Source organism: Serratia plymuthica, from assembly GCF_018336935.1.
Taxonomy (GTDB): Bacteria; Pseudomonadota; Gammaproteobacteria; order Enterobacterales; family Enterobacteriaceae; genus Serratia; species Serratia plymuthica_B.
Map to the genome: position 1 here is coordinate 586,705 of NZ_CP068771.1, position 17,874 is coordinate 604,578.

The 17,874-nt window shown below is 57.1% G+C and carries 17 protein-coding genes; 11 read left to right on the forward strand and 6 right to left on the reverse strand.

The genetic code is table 11. The features are described from left to right. Positions 1–43: 43 nt before the first annotated feature. The gene (locus JK621_RS02695; protein WP_212558544.1) at positions 44–1,381 is read right to left on the reverse strand and encodes an MFS transporter; all 1,338 of its coding nucleotides are present in this window, start codon (positions 1,379–1,381) and stop codon (positions 44–46) included. A 323-nt stretch (positions 1,382–1,704) separates the two neighbouring features. Here JK621_RS02695 and queE point away from each other — a divergent pair, with 323 nt between their 5' ends. After that, positions 1,705–2,376, forward strand: coding sequence for a 7-carboxy-7-deazaguanine synthase QueE (gene queE, locus JK621_RS02700; RefSeq protein WP_062869657.1), 672 nt, complete (start codon positions 1,705–1,707; stop codon positions 2,374–2,376). 139 nt (positions 2,377–2,515) lie between these two features. On the opposite strand, the gene queD is transcribed toward queE, so the two are convergent. Next, positions 2,516–2,875 (reverse strand): 6-carboxytetrahydropterin synthase QueD, encoded by a 360-nt coding sequence (queD, locus tag JK621_RS02705; protein ID WP_212558545.1) that lies wholly within the window; start codon positions 2,873–2,875, stop codon positions 2,516–2,518. A 557-nt stretch (positions 2,876–3,432) separates the two neighbouring features. On the opposite strand from queD, the gene cysJ reads away from it, so the two are divergent. From cysJ to JK621_RS02720, 3 genes are all read left to right on the forward strand, one after another. Continuing rightward, a complete protein-coding gene (gene cysJ / locus JK621_RS02710) occupies positions 3,433–5,232 on the forward strand; it encodes an NADPH-dependent assimilatory sulfite reductase flavoprotein subunit (protein ID WP_212558546.1) in 1,800 nt (599 codons plus the stop codon). Beyond that, on the forward strand, positions 5,232–6,947 hold the full coding sequence (gene cysI, locus JK621_RS02715; protein WP_212558547.1) for an assimilatory sulfite reductase (NADPH) hemoprotein subunit: 1,716 nt from the start codon (positions 5,232–5,234) through the stop codon (positions 6,945–6,947). The genes cysJ and cysI overlap by 1 nt, the downstream gene beginning before the upstream one ends. Before the next feature lie 68 nt (positions 6,948–7,015). After that, positions 7,016–7,750: a phosphoadenylyl-sulfate reductase gene (locus tag JK621_RS02720; protein WP_212558548.1), complete on the forward strand. Its 735-nt coding sequence runs from the start codon at positions 7,016–7,018 to the stop codon at positions 7,748–7,750. 63 nt (positions 7,751–7,813) lie between these two features. Here JK621_RS02720 and JK621_RS02725 read toward each other — a convergent pair whose 3' ends face one another. Further along, entirely contained in the window at positions 7,814–8,884 is a 1,071-nt protein-coding gene (locus tag JK621_RS02725) for an aminopeptidase (protein WP_212558549.1), read from the reverse strand. 262 nt (positions 8,885–9,146) lie between these two features. Between JK621_RS02725 and cysG the strand changes: the two genes are divergently transcribed. The 5 genes from cysG to JK621_RS02750 all read left to right on the forward strand — a co-directional run bounded on the left by cysG (position 9,147) and on the right by JK621_RS02750 (position 13,968). Continuing rightward, the gene (gene cysG, locus JK621_RS02730; RefSeq protein ID WP_212558550.1) at positions 9,147–10,577 is read left to right on the forward strand and encodes a siroheme synthase CysG; all 1,431 of its coding nucleotides are present in this window, start codon (positions 9,147–9,149) and stop codon (positions 10,575–10,577) included. 9 nt (positions 10,578–10,586) lie between these two features. Then, entirely contained in the window at positions 10,587–11,495 is a 909-nt protein-coding gene (gene cysD / locus JK621_RS02735) for a sulfate adenylyltransferase subunit CysD (RefSeq protein ID WP_004950261.1), read from the forward strand. An 11-nt stretch (positions 11,496–11,506) separates the two neighbouring features. After that, complete coding sequence (cysN, locus tag JK621_RS02740; RefSeq protein ID WP_212558551.1) at positions 11,507–12,934, forward strand: sulfate adenylyltransferase subunit CysN; 1,428 nt, start codon at positions 11,507–11,509, stop codon at positions 12,932–12,934. 1 nt (position 12,935) lies between these two features. Next, complete coding sequence (gene cysC, locus JK621_RS02745; protein ID WP_041415890.1) at positions 12,936–13,565, forward strand: adenylyl-sulfate kinase; 630 nt, start codon at positions 12,936–12,938, stop codon at positions 13,563–13,565. 85 nt (positions 13,566–13,650) lie between these two features. Then, positions 13,651–13,968, forward strand: a complete 318-nt coding sequence (locus JK621_RS02750) for a DUF3561 family protein (protein WP_212558552.1) — start codon at positions 13,651–13,653, stop codon at positions 13,966–13,968. 52 nt (positions 13,969–14,020) lie between these two features. Here JK621_RS02750 and JK621_RS02755 read toward each other — a convergent pair whose 3' ends face one another. The 3 genes from JK621_RS02755 to JK621_RS02765 form a co-directional block, all read right to left on the reverse strand. After that, on the reverse strand, positions 14,021–14,743 hold the full coding sequence (locus tag JK621_RS02755) for an amino acid ABC transporter ATP-binding protein (protein ID WP_212558553.1): 723 nt from the start codon (positions 14,741–14,743) through the stop codon (positions 14,021–14,023). Beyond that, on the reverse strand, positions 14,727–15,446 hold the full coding sequence (locus tag JK621_RS02760; protein ID WP_051922616.1) for an amino acid ABC transporter permease: 720 nt from the start codon (positions 15,444–15,446) through the stop codon (positions 14,727–14,729). Before JK621_RS02760 ends, JK621_RS02755 begins: the two co-directional genes overlap by 17 nt. 216 nt (positions 15,447–15,662) lie before the next feature. Further along, a complete protein-coding gene (locus JK621_RS02765; RefSeq protein WP_212558554.1) occupies positions 15,663–16,433 on the reverse strand; it encodes a basic amino acid ABC transporter substrate-binding protein in 771 nt (256 codons plus the stop codon). 406 nt (positions 16,434–16,839) lie between these two features. Here JK621_RS02765 and ftsB point away from each other — a divergent pair, with 406 nt between their 5' ends. Beyond that, positions 16,840–17,160, forward strand: a complete 321-nt coding sequence (ftsB, locus tag JK621_RS02770; protein WP_006317700.1) for a cell division protein FtsB — start codon at positions 16,840–16,842, stop codon at positions 17,158–17,160. 3 nt (positions 17,161–17,163) lie between these two features. Next, the gene (gene ispD, locus JK621_RS02775) at positions 17,164–17,871 is read left to right on the forward strand and encodes a 2-C-methyl-D-erythritol 4-phosphate cytidylyltransferase (protein WP_212558555.1); all 708 of its coding nucleotides are present in this window, start codon (positions 17,164–17,166) and stop codon (positions 17,869–17,871) included. Positions 17,872–17,874 lie beyond the last annotated feature (3 nt).

A 17,874-nucleotide genomic window follows, 5' to 3' on the forward strand; every position in this document is an offset into this window, starting at 1 on the left:
CTCTGGGACATAGGGAGGTATCCCATAATGGCGGGCATTAACCTTATGCTGCCGGCTGCAGCACCGTTTTTCGGGTCATTTTGAATACCGTTGCGATGGCGGCGATCAGGGCCGGTACGCACAGGAACATCAGGATGCTTTGCACTTCCCAGTGCATGGCAAGCAATTGCGCGCCCATCATGGTGCCCGCAACGCCGCCAAAACGGCCGATGCCTTGCATCCAGGCGATACCGGTGGCGCGGCTGTGGGTGGGGTAAAAGGTGGCGGCCAGCGTTTGCAGGCCCGATTGCGCGCCGTTCATGGTGATGCCCATCAGGAAGATAAAGGCACCCAGCAGCACGATATGGCTGTCCTCGGTCGCCATTGCCACAATCAACAGGGCGGTAATGACAAAACCGCTCGACACCACTTTATGGGCGTTCCAGCGGTCCATCAGCCAGCCGGCCGCCAGAATGCCGAGGGTGCCACCGAAGGTGAACAACGAGGTCAGAATGGCCGACTGTTCAAGCGGGTAACCCAGCCCCTGCATCAGGATCGGCATCCAGCTCAGCAGCACGTAATAAATCACCAGCCCCATGAAGTAGGTCAGCCACAGCATCAGTGTGCCGGCCAGATAAGGGCGGGTGAACAGCAGGCCGACGCTGGTTTTTGACTGCGCCAGCTTCTCTTCATACAGGTAGAAACGCGTGACGTTATCGATATTCTGGCTGACGAAGCGCTGGGCGATGCGTCTGATTTTCATCGCATCCTTGCCGCGGTTCACCATGTACTTCACCGATTCCGGCAGGAACAGGATCAGCAATAGCGTCAGGATCAGAGGAGCTATTGCTCCCAGCAGCAGCACGCTGTGCCAGCCATAGGTCGGGATCAGCCACGATGAGATGGCGCCACCACCGGCGGCACCCAGCGGGAAGCCGCAATACATGGTGTTAATTGCCATCGAGCGGCAGCGCTGCGGCGCATATTCGGAAATGAGCGTGATGGCGTTCGGCATCGCCGCACCCAGGCCCAGCCCGGTCAGAAAGCGCCACAGCGTCAGGCTGTTGAGCGAACCGGCATAGGCGGTGGCCAGGCTGGACAGGCCGAAGAACAGGCACGAAAACACCAACACCCGCTTGCGGCCGATGCGATCGGAGATCGGCCCGGCCACCAGCGCGCCGAGTGACAGCCCCAGCAGCGCGGCGCTCAGCACCGGACCGAGATCCTGTTTCACAATTCCCCAATCTTTGGCGACCGAAGGGGCGATATAACCCATTGCCGCAGTGTCAAAACCATCAATGGCAAGGATCAGGAATCCCAAAATGATCAAGGTCCAATGAAACAGCGAGAATTTGCTGTCGTCGATGGCCTGCTGAATATTCAACTCGGTGGAATGAGCCATGGCACCCTCTAAACGCAGATGTGATATTGGTGGATGCACTGCCGGAACTGATGTCCGACTTGTGCTTGCCTGTATATACATCTGCGCCGCAACGATTTATGTCAAATATATTTGTCTGATTTGTTATCTGCATGTTGTTTTTACGCCGCAGGATGCATCGCCAATGTGGCGGCTGACGAGGATAAACGTAATAAATGAAGCAGATAGACGGTGGGATAGGCTGGGCCATGGCGAGAAGATAAAATTTAATACAATTTAGCCGGTTTGGTTGCCGGGCCGTAATCTGAGATAATCGCTTTTTCCCTATCCTGATTGAGAAACCGATGCAGTACCCGATTAATGAAATGTTCCAAACCTTGCAGGGCGAAGGCTTTTTTACCGGCGTTCCGGCCATTTTTATCCGCCTGCAGGGCTGCCCGGTAGGATGCAGCTGGTGCGATACCAAACATACCTGGGAAAAGGAAGCCAATCGGGAAGTGGATATGCAGCGGATCCTGGTCAAAACCGAGGAGAGCGATGCCTGGGGCAGCGCCAGTGCGGAACAACTGCTTGCGGTTATCCGTCAGCAGGGCTATACCGCTCGTCACGTGGTGATCACCGGCGGCGAGCCGTGCATTTACGATTTGACCCCGCTGACCCAACTGCTGGAAGACAACGGCTATGGCTGCCAGATTGAAACCAGCGGTACTCATGAGGTTCGGTGCTCGGCGAAAACCTGGGTGACGGTTTCCCCCAAGGTGAATATGCGCGGCGGCATGAAGGTGCTGGATCAGGCTTTGCAGCGTGCAGACGAGGTGAAGCATCCGGTTGGACGCGAGCGTGATATTGAAGCGCTGGATGCGCTATTGGCGACGTTGCATGATGAAAAGCCGCGGATTATCGCGTTGCAGCCCATCAGTCAAAAGGAAGAGGCGACTCGGCTGTGCATTGAAACCTGCATTGCGCGCAACTGGCGCTTGTCGATGCAGACGCATAAGTATTTGAATATTGCTTAACAACGGTTAAATCCGATCTCCAAAATAATTGGAGTGGCATCAAGGCGGCCGGCAAACGAAGCCCGATGAGCTGACATGAGTCAGCGATTCGGGTGAGTGAGCGCAGCCAACACCGATGCCACTTCAGGTATGAAGGAGATCAACCCTTATAGACGCATCCCGCGCTGCAGGTTTCCTTCAGCATGACCGCACTCAGTTCCGGCAACTGAGGTTTAAGCTGCTGCCAGATCCAGGCGGCGAGCACTTCGCTGGTGGGATTTTCCAATCCTGGAATATCGTTCAGATAATGGTGATCCAAGCGCTCCCAAATTGGCGAGAACACGGCTTTAAGCTCGGCGAAATCCATCACCCATCCGGTGTGCGCATCCACTTCACCGGTCACTTCCAGACGCACCATAAACGAATGCCCATGCAGACGGCCGCATTTATGGCCCTCCGGCACATGCGGCAAGCGGTGTGCGGCTTCAAACTGAAAATCTTTAAACAGCGTGGTTGCCATTATTACGGCCTCATTGACTCAAAAACCGCCGCATAGTACCGGAAAGCGTGCCTGCTTGCCATTTATACTGCTTTAGTCTGGCCGCGCGCCGTTAAACCGGCGTTAACACTTTTTTTGTTTGGTCCGCGTTGTACCTATCGAATGGGGTAATCAGCGGTAAATGCGATTCATTCAAAAGTCGCCAAAAAAACCGATTTGTTTTCAAAAGGATAAAAATCGCTCTTTAGCGTTTTAACCACTATCCCTTACCAGAAAAACCGCTTAGTCATTTTGGTTATTATTTATTGCTATCCCTTATTTAATCGTTGCTATTGTGCTCGGTAACCTTACAAACTCTCCTGATCTTTTCAGGACCCCAGACTGAACGAAAAGACAGCGACTGACATTGGCGCGCACCTGGCTGGATAGGTGCCATACCCGTTGCCTTTCAAACTGCAGCGTTGTTACCTGCACTCGCTCACCCCGTGACTTAGCTCAGTAAGCGCCTGGGGTGAGCGAGTTGGCCGCCTGGCTGCACTTGAAATTCATAGGCTATAAGTAAGGAAATAAGTACTGCGATGACGACTCAGGCTCCTCCAACATCTTTGCTCCCGCTGACGCCCGAACAGCTGGCGCGCTTGCAGGCGGCGATTGGTGAATATTCACCGACGCAGCTGGCGTGGCTGTCAGGCTATTTCTGGGGAATGGTTAACCAACAACCTGGAGCCGTAGCCATTGCGCCGGCTGCATCCGCTGCCGCCAGCATTACGATAATTTCTGCGTCCCAGACCGGCAATGCGCGCCGCCTGGCGGAGCAACTGCGTGACGATCTGCTGGCCGCCAAACTGAGCGTCACGCTGGTGAACGCCGGCGACTACAAGTTCAAGCAGATCGCCCAGGAGCGTCTGCTGGTGATCGTCGCCTCCACGCAGGGGGAGGGCGAGCCGGCGGAAGAGGCGGTTGCGCTGCATAAATTCCTGTTCTCGAAAAAAGCGCCCAAGCTTAACGAGACGGCGTTTGCGGTCTTCGGGCTGGGAGACACTTCCTACGAGAACTTCTGTCAGTCCGGTAAAGACTTCGACGGCAAGCTGGCCGAGCTGGGCGCCGAACGCCTGGTGGAGCGCATTGACGCCGATGTGGAGTACCAGGAACTGGCCGTAGCCTGGCGCAAGCAGGTCGTGGATGTGCTGAAAGCGCGTGCGCCGGCGGAAAACGCCGCACCGGGCGTGCTGGCGAGTGGTGCGGTCGACCTGCTCGACAGCAGCCCGTACAGCAAAGAACAGCCGCTGACTGCACAACTGGCCGTGAAGCAAAAAATTACCGGCCGCGGCTCCGATAAAGACGTGCGCCACATCGAGATCGATCTCGGTGATTCCGGCCTGCGCTACAAACCGGGCGATGCGCTGGGCGTATGGTTCGATAACGATCCCGCGCTGGTGGACGAACTGGTTCAGCTGCTGTGGCTGAAGGGGGATGAGCCGGTAGAAGTGGAAGGCAAGACCTTGCCGCTGGCTGAAGCGTTGCGCAGCCACTTCGAGCTGACGCAAAACACCACGCCGATTGTCGATAAATATGCCGCGCTGTCGCGTGACGAGAAATTGATTGGCCTGTTGGCGGATAAAGCCGCGTTGCAGCATTACGCGCACAATACGCCGATCGTCGACATGGTGCGCCAGGCCCCGGCGGATCTCAGCGCCGAGCAGTTGATTGGCCTGCTGCGCCCGCTGACGCCGCGTCTGTATTCCATCGCCTCCTCGCAGGCTGAGACCGAAAACGAAGTGCACGTTACCGTTGGCGTCGTACGTTACGACATCGATGGCCGCGCCCGCGCCGGCGGCGCTTCCAGCTTCCTGGCCGATCGCCTGGAAGAGGACGGCGACGTACGGGTTTTCATTGAGCATAACGACAACTTCCGCCTGCCTGCCAACCCGGAAACTCCGGTGATCATGATCGGTCCCGGTACCGGCATTGCCCCGTTCCGTGCCTTTATGCAACAGCGCGACGTTGAGGGTGCGAGCGGCAAGAACTGGTTGTTCTTCGGCAATCCGCATTTTACTGAAGATTTCCTGTATCAGGTTGAATGGCAGCGCTATGTCAAAGACGGCCTGTTGACCCGCATCGATTTGGCCTGGTCGCGTGACCAGCAGCATAAGGTTTACGTACAAGACAAACTGCGCGAACAGGGCGCGGAAGTGTGGCGCTGGATCCAGGAAGGCGCGCACATTTACGTCTGTGGAGATGCGAACCGCATGGCGAAAGACGTGGAAAACACATTACTGGAACTGGTGGCCGAGCACGGTGGCATGGATACCGAGCTGGCGGATGAATTTTTAAGCGAGCTGCGCCTTGAGCGCCGTTATCAGCGAGATGTTTACTGATGAGTGATAAACACCCGGGGCCTCTGGTGGTCGAAGGCAAATTGGCCGATGCCGAGCGTTTGAAGAAAGAAAGCAACTTCCTGCGCGGTACCATCGCCGAAGATTTGAAGGACGGCCTGACCGGCGGTTTCAACGGCGACAACTTCTTGCTGATCCGTTTCCACGGCATGTACCAGCAGGACGACCGCGATATCCGCGCCGAGCGCGCCGAGCAGAAGCTGGAACCGCGTCATGCGATGATGCTGCGCTGCCGTTTGCCGGGGGGCATTATTTCCCCGCAGCAATGGCTGGGCATCGATAAGTTCGCGCAGGAAAGCACGCTGTACGGCAGCATTCGCATCACCAACCGTCAGACCTTCCAGTTCCACGGTATTGTGAAGGGCAACGTCAAGCCGGTGCACCAATTGCTGAACCGCTTGGGGTTGGACGCGCTGGCTACCGCCAACGACGTGAACCGCAACGTGCTTTGCACCTCGAACCCGGTGGAGTCCGAGCTGCATCAGGAAGCCTACGAGTGGGCGAAGAAGATCTCCGAGCATCTGCTGCCGCGTACCCGCGCTTATGCGGAAGTGTGGTTGGATCAGGAAAAAGTGGCGACCACCGACGAAGAGCCGATCCTCGGCGCCACCTATCTGCCGCGCAAGTTCAAGACTACGGTGGTGATCCCGCCGCAGAATGACGTCGATCTGCACGCCAATGACATGAACTTTGTGGCGATCGCCAGGAACGGCAAGCTGGTGGGCTTTAACCTGCTGGTGGGTGGTGGCCTGTCGATTGAACACGGCAACAAAAAGACCTATGCGCGCCAGGCCAGCGAGTTCGGTTACATTCCGCTGGAGCACACGCTGGCGGTAGCCGAAGCGGTGGTGACCACCCAGCGCGACTGGGGTAATCGTACCGATCGCAAGAACGCCAAAACCAAATACACGCTGGAACGCGTCGGTGTGGATACCTTCCGCGCCGAAGTGGAAAAACGCGCCGGCATTACCTTTGAACCTATCCGCCCGTACGAATTCACCGGCCGTGGCGATCGTATCGGTTGGGTAAAAGGCATCGATAATCAATGGCACCTGACGCTGTTTATTGAAAACGGCCGCCTGCTGGACTATCCGGGCCGCCCGCTGAAAACCGGCGTTGCCGAGATTGCCCGCATCCACAAGGGGGATTTCCGTCTGACCGCCAATCAGAACCTGATCGTCGCCGGCGTGCCGGAAAGCGAGAAGGCGAAGATCGAAGCCCTGGCGCGCGATCATGGCCTGATCGACGACGGGATCAGCGAGCAGCGTAAAAACTCGATGGCCTGCGTGTCGTATCCTACCTGCCCGCTGGCGATGGCGGAGGCCGAGCGCTTCCTGCCGGAGTTCGTCACCAAGGTGGAAGGGATCATGCACCGGCACGGCGTGGGTGACGAACACATCGTGCTACGCATCACCGGCTGCCCGAACGGCTGCGGCCGCGCGTTGCTGGCGGAGCTGGGCCTGGTGGGCAAGGCGGTAGGTCGCTATAACCTGCATCTGGGCGGCAACCGCGAAGGGACGCGCATTCCGCGCATGTACCGTGAAAATATCAATGAAGAAGAAATCCTCAAGGAGATCGACCAACTGGTTGGCCGCTGGGCGACAGAGCGCACCGCGGGCGAAGGCTTTGGCGATTTCACCATCCGCGCGGGCATTGTCAGGCCGGTTGTGGATCCGGCGCAGGATTTCTGGGACTGATGCGGTTTGGCCCTTCTGCGGAAGGGCCAAACGGCGCGGTAGTATTCAAGAATCAGGAGGCAGGCAACATGGCTGAATTCGATCTGGCGGCGCTGAATGCGTTGCCCAAGTCCGGACAGGCGCTGAAGCTGGGGGCCGTAAACGGTCAACTGGAAGCCCTTTCCGCCGAGCAACGTGTGGAATGGGCGCTGGAACATCTGCCCGGCGAGTTTGTGCTTTCTTCAAGCTTTGGCATTCAGGCGGCGGTGTGTCTGCATCTGGTCACCCGGATCAAGCCGGATATCCCGGTGATCCTTACCGATACCGGTTATCTGTTCCCGGAAACCTATCAGTTTATCGATCAACTGGTCGACAAGCTCAAGTTGAACCTGCAGGTGTTCCGTGCCGAGCAGTCGCCCGCCTGGCAGGAGGCGCGCTATGGCAAGCTGTGGGAGCAGGGCGTAGAAGGTATCGAGAAATACAACCAGATCAACAAGGTTGAACCAATGAACCGTGCGCTGGAGACCCTCGGCGGGCAGACCTGGTTCGCCGGCCTGCGCCGCGAGCAATCCGGCAGCCGCGCCAACTTGCCGGTGCTGGCGGTGCAACGTGGCGTATTCAAAATCCTGCCGATTATCGACTGGGATAACCGCAAGATTTATCAGTACCTGACCGATCACGGCCTGAGTTACCACCCGCTATGGGAGCAAGGCTATCTGTCGGTCGGGGATACCCACACCACGCAGAAATGGGAGCCGGGCATGAGCGAAGAAGAAACCCGTTTCTTCGGCCTCAAGCGCGAGTGCGGTCTGCACGAAGGTTAAGTGTGCTGCTGATTCGTTCCAGGCCCGGCAAAATTTGTCGGGCCTTGTTATTTCTGTTGGGCATTACTTTTTCTGCGCTTTAACCGGGTGCGCCTGTGCCAGTTCTTTGATTAGCGGCAGCAGAATCTGCACGCTCTCGCGGCTGCGTTTGTCGATCCGGCCCGGCAGATAACGCTCCAGATACTGCAGGTTGTCGTACTGCGGGCGGTGCCAGGTCATGCCTTGCGGGAAATGGGGGCTGACGGCGCGCTGCTGGTAGCCGTCTTTATCACCCAGCGACCAGTTGGTGGCTTCGACCGAAAGCACCGGAATACCTGCGCTATCAAACACCTCTTGATCTGAGCAACAGCCGGTGCCTTTCGGCCATTGTTTGCCGCCAGGATTAGCGGCGGCGGCGATGCCGTAACGGTGGGCGATATCCAGTGCACGATCGCGGCTCTGTTTGGCTATCTTCTTCGGCGTATTGCGGCCGGCATTGAAGTACAGGCGATCGCCGGTCACCAGGCTGTCGAGGTTAATCACCAGCACGGTATTGTGTTTTTCTTCCGCGCTCATGCGCTGCAGGTAGTTTTGCGCGCCCAGAGAGCCGATCTCCTCGGCGCTGGTGGCGACAAAACGCAGGCCGTAAGCGGTGGGGATGTGCTTTAGGCGTTCCGCCAATTCCAGCATCACGCCAACGCCTGAGGCGTTGTCGTCGACGCCTTGCAGCGTCAACCCGCCGAGGTTGTTGTCCAGATCGGCATCGCTTTGCGGGGTGTAAGTGTCAAAATGCGCCACGATCAAGATTTGTTTCGGGCTGCTGCCATTTTTTGCGGCGATCACCGAGCTGGCGGTGACGTTATTCCAGTTCTTTTTGCCGTCTTTGCTGGTGTAGAGATAGCGGGTGTTGAAGCTGCGGATATCGCTTTGATAGCCCATCTTGCCGAACTGCTGTTTGAGGTAGTCTGCGGTGAGCAATTCCGCCGGGCTACCCGCCATGCGACCGGGGAAATAGGTGGCGATATGGCGAATCTGCTCGGCGGCGAATTTCCCCACAGGGGCTTCTTTCACTGACGGGATAGCGGCCGAAACGCTGAAAACGGCGCCGAGCGCCGCCATCAGCAGGCTCGTCTTCAGGTAAACGCGGGAAAACATACCGAAAAATCCTTCTTTGATATCGGCGATACCGATGATTTTTTTGCGGTGACCAGTATGAGACGACAGGCGGCATTACACAATTTCTTCGGCTCCTAATTTTGGTGCCGGCGCGCAAACTTTTAGCCCGGTTATCTCCCCTTGAACCCTGCAATGCGGCCTATATTCCATAAAGGAACTATTAATTCCTTTTCGTCATTTCAGAGGCCAAATCTCAGCCCGTATAGTCACCCTATCATTCTGCATATATGAAAAGGCTGTTGTGGACTATCTACCAATATTTGCCGACCTGAAACAACGCCCGGTGCTGGTCGTTGGCGGCGGCGAAGTGGCTGCGCGCAAAGTTGAACTTCTCATGCGTGCCGGGGCTGAAATACGGATAGTTGCGCAGTCGCTCTCACCGGAACTTGAACATCAGCGTCAGCAGGGACATATCCGCTGGCTGGGGCAGGCTTTTGCCGCGCAACAGCTGGACGATGTTTTCCTGGTGATTGCCGCGACCGATGACGGCGCGCTGAACGCCGAGGTGTTTAGCGAGGCGGATAAACGCCGGGTGCTGGCCAACGTGGTCGACGATCAGCCGCGCTGCTCGTTTATCTTCCCGTCGATTATCGATCGCTCGCCGCTGGTGGTGGCTGTCTCTTCAAGCGGCCAGGCGCCGGTATTGGCGCGCATGTTGCGCGAAAAGCTCGAAGCGCTGCTGCCTGCCAGCCTGGGGCAGATGGCGGAAGTGGCCGGGCGTTGGCGCGGCCAGGTGAAGCAACGGCTGAGTTCGATCGGCGAGCGCCGTCGCTTTTGGGAGAAAACCTTCGGCGGCCGATTCTCCACGCTGGTGGCCAATGGCCAGCAGGCGCAGGCGGAGCGGCAGTTGGAACAGGACTTACAGCAGTTTGCACTGGGCAGCGAAGGCACCCAGGGTGAGATTGCGCTGGTGGGCGCAGGCCCTGGCGACGTGGGGTTGCTGACCCTGCGTGGGCTGCAGGTGATGCAGCAGGCCGATGTGGTGCTGTATGACCATTTGGTTAGCGATGAAATCCTGGATTTGGTGCGTCGCGACGCCGAACGCATCTGCGTGGGCAAACGCGCCGGGGCGCACTCGGTTATTCAGGAAGAAACCAACCGTCTGTTGGTGGAACTGGCGCAACAGGGCAAACGTGTGGTGCGCTTGAAGGGGGGCGATCCCTTTATCTTTGGCCGCGGTGGCGAAGAGTTGCAGGTGGCCGCCGCTGCAGGCATTCCATTCCAGGTGGTACCGGGCGTAACCGCCGCTGCCGGGGCGACGGCCTATGCCGGCATCCCGCTGACGCACCGTGACCATGCGCAGAGCGTTACCTTTATTACCGGCCACTGTCGCCCCGACGGCGACGGGCTGGATTGGGCCGATCTGGCGCGTGCGCGGCAGACTCTGGCTATCTACATGGGCACCATGAAGGCGGCGGATATCAGCCAGCGTCTGATTGCCCACGGCCGCGCGGCCAGTACGCCGGTCGCGGTGATCAGCCGCGGTACGCGAGCGGACCAACAGGTGCGGATCGGTACCTTGCAACAACTCGAACAATTGGCTCAACAGGCACCGTTACCGGCGCTGCTGGTGATCGGCGAAGTGGTGGAACTGCATCACCAAATCGCCTGGTTTGGGCATCAACCGCAGACGGAAGGGGTATCACGCCCAGCCGTCGTGAATTTGGCTTAAGGATCTGTTATGGACGAAAAACGACTCACTCATTTGCGGCAATTGGAGGCGGAGAGTATCCATATCATCCGTGAAGTCGCCGCTGAATTCGGCAATCCGGTGATGCTCTATTCCATCGGTAAAGACTCTTCCGTGATGCTGCACCTGGCGCGCAAGGCGTTCTATCCGGGCACGTTGCCGTTCCCGCTGTTGCATGTGGATACCGGCTGGAAATTCCGCGAAATGTACGAATTCCGTGACCGCACGGCGAAAGAATACGGTTTTGAACTGCTGATACACAAAAACCCGGAAGGCGTGGCGATGGGGATTAACCCGTTCGTGCACGGCAGCGCCAAGCACACCGATATCATGAAAACCGAAGGTCTGAAGCAGGCGCTGAACAAGTACGGTTTTGACGCCGCCTTTGGCGGGGCGCGCCGTGACGAAGAGAAATCGCGCGCCAAAGAGCGCATCTATTCCTTCCGCGACCGCTTCCACCGCTGGGACCCGAAAAACCAGCGCCCGGAGCTGTGGCACAACTACAACGGTCAGATCAACAAGGGTGAGAGCATTCGCGTGTTCCCGTTGTCGAACTGGACCGAGCTGGATATCTGGCAATATATCTTCCTGGAAAAAATCGACATCGTGCCGCTGTACCTGGCCGCACCGCGTCCGGTGGTAGAGCGTGACGGCATGTTGCTGATGGTGGACGACGATCGCATCGATCTGCAGCCGGGCGAAGAGATCAGCCAGCGTATGGTGCGTTTCCGCACCCTGGGCTGCTGGCCGCTGACAGGCGCGGTGGAGTCGGAGGCGGAGACGCTGCCGGAGATCATCGAAGAGATGTTGGTATCCACCACCAGTGAGCGCCAGGGACGGATGATCGACCGCGATCAGTCCGGCTCGATGGAGCTGAAGAAGCGTCAAGGGTATTTCTAAGGAGCCGCCGGATGAACAATGCAATTGCACAACAAATCGCTGAACAGGGCGGAGTCGAGTCTTACCTGCACGCACAGCAACATAAAAGCCTGCTGCGCTTTCTGACCTGCGGCAGCGTCGACGATGGCAAAAGCACCCTGATCGGCCGCCTGCTGCACGATACTCGCCAGATCTACGAAGATCAGCTGTCTACGCTGCACAGTGACAGCAAGCGTATCGGCACCCAGGGCGAGAAGCTCGATCTGGCGCTGCTGGTGGACGGCCTGCAGGCCGAGCGCGAGCAGGGCATCACTATCGACGTGGCCTATCGTTATTTCTCGACCGAAAAACGCAAATTTATCATCGCCGACACCCCGGGGCATGAGCAGTACACCCGCAATATGGCGACCGGCGCTTCCACCTGCGATCTGGCGATCCTGCTGATCGACGCGCGCAAAGGGGTATTGGATCAAACCCGCCGGCACAGCTTTATCGCTACGCTGCTGGGGATCCGTCACCTGGTGGTGGCAGTCAACAAAATGGATCTGGTGGACTATAAAGAGTCGGTGTTCGAGCAGTTTAAACAGGATTACCTGACCTTTGCACAACAGTTGCCGAACGATCTGGACATCAAATTTGTGCCGCTGTCGGCGCTCGACGGCGACAACGTCGCGACCGAAAGCGCGCATATGCCTTGGTACAGCGGCCCGACGCTGCTGCAGGTATTGGAAACCGTGGATGTGATCAGCGAGCGTGAAGCGCAGCCGCTGCGCTTCCCGGTGCAATACGTCAACCGACCGAATCTGGATTTCCGCGGCTACGCGGGCACGCTGTCGGCCGGTGTGGTGCGTGTGGGCCAACGCGTGAAGGTACTGCCTTCCGGCGTGGAATCCACCGTAGCGCGCATCGTCACCTTTGATGGCGACTTGCAGGAGGCGGTACCGGGTGAAGCCATTACGCTGGTGCTGAAAGACGAAGTGGACATCAGCCGTGGCGATCTGCTGGTCGATGCCGGGGAAACCCTGCAGGCGGCGCAAAGCGCGCTGGTCGACGTGGTGTGGATGGCTGAGAAGCCGCTGCTGCCGGGCCAAAGCTATGACATCAAAGTCGCGGGTAAAAAGACCCGTGCGCGCGTGGAAGGCATCCGCCACCAGGTAGAAATCAACTCGTTGGCGCAGCATCAGGCGGATACCCTGCCGTTGAACGGCATCGGTTTGGTGGAGCTGACCTTCGACGAGCCGCTGGTGCTGGACAGCTATCAGCGCAACCATGATACCGGTGGGCTGATCTTTATCGATCGCCTGAGCAACGTTACGGTCGGCGCCGGCTTGATCCGCGAAACCTTGCAAGGCGCGCAGGCGCCGGCGGGGGAGCATAGCGCGTTCGAGCTGGAACTGAACGCCCTGGTGCGCAAGCACTTCCCGCATTGGGGTGCGCGCGACCTGCTTGGGGGCAAATAACGTGACCGAGGATCAACAACGGCCTACCGGGCCGGATGATGACAATGTGGTCTGGCATCCGCATGCGGTAGCGCGTGCGGATCGCGAAGCCCGCAACGGCCATAAAGGCGTGGTGCTGTGGTTTACCGGGCTGTCCGGCTCGGGAAAATCCACCGTTGCCGGCGCGCTGGAGCAGGCGCTGCACGCGCTTGGCGTCAGCACCTATTTGCTGGACGGCGATAACGTGCGTCATGGCCTGTGCCGCGATCTGGGTTTCTCCGATGACGATCGGCGTGAGAATATTCGCCGCGTGGGCGAAGTGGCGAAGCTGATGGTGGATGCCGGGTTGGTGGTGCTGACCGCATTTATTTCCCCACATCGCGCCGAACGGCAAATGGTGCGTGAATTGCTCGATAGCGATCGTTTTATCGAGGTGTTTGTCGATACCCCGTTGGCGATTTGCGAAGCGCGCGATCCTAAGGGATTGTACAAAAAAGCGCGTGCCGGCGAGCTGCGTAATTTCACCGGGATCGACTCGGTTTACGAGGCGCCGCAACAGCCGGATATTCACCTTGATGGCCAACAATTGGTAACAAATTTGATTGCGCAATTGTTAGACGTGTTGCGTGGTCGGGCTATTATCAAACCCTGAATTCAAAAAAGCGTGTGGCGTTTTTGCGCCATACGCTTTTTACGCTAAGCTCGCCGCAGAGCGCGCCGAATAACCAGGGATTACTATGCAAAATGTCTCGCCTGTCTTGATCGACTCTACGCTTGAAAAAGAGGAACCCTCGTATTCTTTCCTGGGCGGCGTCTGCGGCTTTGTTTTTTACTGGCTGGCGTTCGCGGTGCCGTTTCTGGTTTACGGCTCTAATACCCTGTTTTTTCTGCTGTACACCTGGCCGTTCTTCCTGGCCCTGATGCCGGTTTCGGTGCTGATTGGCATTACGCTCAGCATGCTGCTGCGCGGCAGGCTCCTCTTGACGCTGTTGTTGACCGGCGCCATCGTGCTGTGTCTATTCTGGCTGGTATTCAGTTTTCTGACCGGCTGGTGAAAGAGCGGACGCAGTAACCTGCGCCCGCAACATTGCAAAGCCATGCCGAAGGTTACAAAACTTTGCTTAGAAAAGCCTGAGTACGCGGATTGGCAGGATTGCTGAAAATCTGCTGTGGAGTGCCTTCTTCCTGAATGATCCCCTGATCGATAAACAACACCCGATCGGCCACTTCGCGGGCAAAGCCCATCTCATGAGTGACCACCACCATTGTCATGCCTTCGTGTGCCAACGACTTCATTACCGCCAATACTTCACCGACCAGCTCGGGATCCAGTGCGGAGGTGGGTTCGTCGAACAGCATGATTTTCGGTTCCATCGCCAGCGCCCGGGCAATAGCTACCCGTTGCTGTTGGCCGCCAGACAGGCTGCTGGGGTAGGCGTCAATCTTGTCCAACAGGCCCACCTTACGTAACAGCGTTTCTGCATGAAGGATGGCGTCGGCGCGTGACCGTTTTTTCACCCCCATTGGTGCCATAATGATGTTTTCCAGCACCGTCATATGCGGGAACAGATTAAAGCGTTGAAACACCATACCCACGCTCTCACGCATTTTATTGAGATCGGTTTTCTGGCTGTGTATGGCAAATCCGTTAACCAGAACCTCGCCGCCGGAAAGCGTCTCCAGTGCATTGATACAGCGCAGAAAGGTGCTTTTGCCGGAACCGGACGGGCCGATGACGCAGACCACTTCGTTGGCCTCGATCTCGCAGGAGATGCCACGCAGTACGTGGCTTTCGCCGAATTGTTTTTGCAGGTTATGTACGCGAATCACTTTTCCCGAACCTCTTTTCCATGTGTTGCACCATCAGCGAAAGCAGGAAGGTGAGGACCCAATAGACTAGCGAAATGGTCAGGTAGGGTTCCCAATAGGTGGCATAGGCACCGGACACCGTGCGAGCGGCATAGGCCAGATCGGCCAGACCGATGGCGGAGGCCAGCGAGGAATCCTTGACGATGGCAATGGCGTTGTTGCCCAGCGGTGGCAGCATGCGACGGAATGCCTGCGGGAGGATAACCTTGCGCATGGTTTTGCCGTAGCTCATGCCCAGCGAGCGCGAAGCTTCCATCTGGCCGCGATCGATTGACTGAATGCCGGCACGGAAGATTTCTGAAACATAGGCACCGGCGTTGAGCGTAATCGCCACGACGCAAGAGAGAAACGCGCCGTAGTCGGAGCGCAGAGCACGTGCGAAGTCACTGCTCATCAGGCCGTTAGTCACCAGCAAGCCGTCACGCGGGTTGATAAATAGCGGTACCAGGGCGAAGTGCACCACCATGATCTGCACAAACAGCGGGGTGCCACGGAAGGCGCTGATATAAATGCGCACTGGCCATTGTACGCCGTAATGCAGTATCGGTTTCCAGATGCCGTGCGGCGCTTGCGCCAGACGGCCTAACCCAAGGAGTAATCCCCAGGTGGTGCCCAGTATCACGCAGATAATGGTGCATTTGATGGTCATCCAGGCACCTTCCATAAACAGCGGAGCGTACTCCTGGATAATCTCCCAACGGAAATTCAAGGTCGGATCCTTCTTAAAAAATGTTCAGGCTACTGCGCGTCGTCGTCTTGGGATTGGGCAGTGCTCGCCATCCTCATGGACTGCGTGCCCACTCCGGTGGCTGTGCGCTGTCCGCACCCAATATGACTTAGCTCGTTACGCCTGCCGATCGGCAGGTTGGCATCAGTTGATTCACTCGGCAGGCAGTGTGGGTACGTTGCTGTCAAACCAGGTCTGGTAAATTTTGGCGTAGGTGCCGTCGGCGATGATTTTCTTCAGGCCTGCGTTGATTTTACCGCGCAGTTCATCATTGCCTTTGGCAACGGCGATACCGAAATATTGACGTTCGAATTTAGCGTCGGACACCAGCTTGAACTCTTTTTCCGGGTGGGTTTTGATGTAGAACTTGGCCACGCCGACGTCGCCCACGGCTGCGCCGATGCCGTCTTCATACAGCTCCTGCAACAGCAATGGGGTATTGTCAAAGCGCTTGATGGCGGTGCTGTTTTTACCCAGTACGTCCGACACTACGATGTCGCCGGTGCTGGAGTTCACGACACCGACCTTCAGCGCTTTCAGCGCGGCGATGGAGTTCACAGGAGAGTCTTTGGGGACCACGATAGTTTGCTCGGCCGGGAAGTAAGGTTCAGAAAAATCAACCATTTGCTTGCGTTTTTCAGTAATGGTGATGCCGGAGATAATGATGTCGCGATCGCCGGAATTCAGCGTGGCGAAGATGCCTTCCCACGGCGTATTCACCAGCTTGACCTGGAAGCCTTCAGCCTTGGCTACGGCCTTGATGATATCAATATCAAAACCTTCCAGCTGTTTGCTGCTGTTTTCGAATTCGAATGGGCGGTAGGTGCCGCCGGAGCCGACGACGTAAGTGGGTTCGGCTGCCAGGGCAGAGGCCGACAGGGTGGCGGCCAGGCAGGCGCCAATCAGAACTAAGCGTTTTAACATCACTATCCCCGGTAATTAAAAGTTATCTATTGGATTTATTTATGCACTACCAGTGCATAAAAATAATTCTTAATGAATAGAAATACAACCTTTACCTGGGTGTGTGATTTCAGATGGCGTTAAATATGCACTTTTTGTACGTGGTTGGTGGATGTGTTGGTGAAATAAGAGGGCAGCCAGTTTTTCTTGCTGCATAACCGATAAAAAGGTTGAGAGAGGGATTGCGGAGGTGCCGACCGCTGTCTGATCGGGTGAAAGTGGTTTTTTTTGCCGCTTTCGGCGCGAATTTAGGTTATAAACTCAGTAAATTCTCATCCTTACTCTGAATTTGGCGGTGAATGCCGCTCTCAGTGTGGAGTCCAACGAAAAGTTGTGGGATGATTGGTCGGTTTTTCAGGGGGCGGAGATGGGAAAACTTACGCTGCTATTGCTGGCATTGCTCGGATGGCTACAGTATTCACTGTGGCTGGGTAAAAATGGTGTTCACGATTACGTGCGGGTCAATGAAGACGTTGCGCTCCAACAGGGCAGCAATGCTAAATTGAAAGCGCGCAACGATCAGTTGTTTGCCGAAATCGACGATTTGAACGGTGGTCAGGAAGCGATCGAAGAGCGTGCGCGCAATGAACTGAGCATGATTAAGCCCGGTGAAACCTTCTATCGTCTGGTTCCAGATCAATCAAGACGCAACGCGACGTCCTCCTCGCAAAATAACGTACAAAAGTAACGAATGAATCACTCTGCAGGCACCTTCCCCTCGGTGATTGCCGTCTTGCCCGCTGCCGGTGTCGGCAGCCGCATGCAGGCTGATTGCCCGAAGCAATATCTAACCATCGGTAAGCAAACCATTCTCGAACACGCGATCCATGCGCTGCTGCGTCATCCGCGCATTCCGCAGGTGATTGTGGCGATCGGCCCTGACGATCGGCAGTTCTGCCAATTACCTATTGCCCAGGATCCTCGTGTACGAGTGACCGTTGGCGGCCGCCAACGCGCCGATTCGGTGATGGCCGGGTTGCAACTGGCCGGTGAGGCAGAGTGGGTATTGGTGCATGACGCCGCACGCCCCTGCTTGCATGCGGAAGATCTCGATCGTCTGCTGGCGATCACTGAACACAGCAAAGTTGGCGGCATTCTGGCGGCACCGGTGCGCGACACCATGAAGCGCGGGGAGCCCGGTCAGGAAACTATCTCTCACACCGTTGAACGTCAGGACCTGTGGCATGCGCTTACGCCGCAACTCTTCCCGCTGCAATTGCTCAAACTTTGTTTGCAGCGCGCGCTGGACGAGGGCGCGGCGGTCACCGATGAAGCCTCTGCGCTGGAGCATTGCGGTTATCACCCGCAGCTGATCGCAGGACGTTCGGACAATATTAAAGTCACGCGGCCGGAAGATTTGGCGCTGGCGGCGTTTTATTTAACCCAGTTGGACGATTAAGGA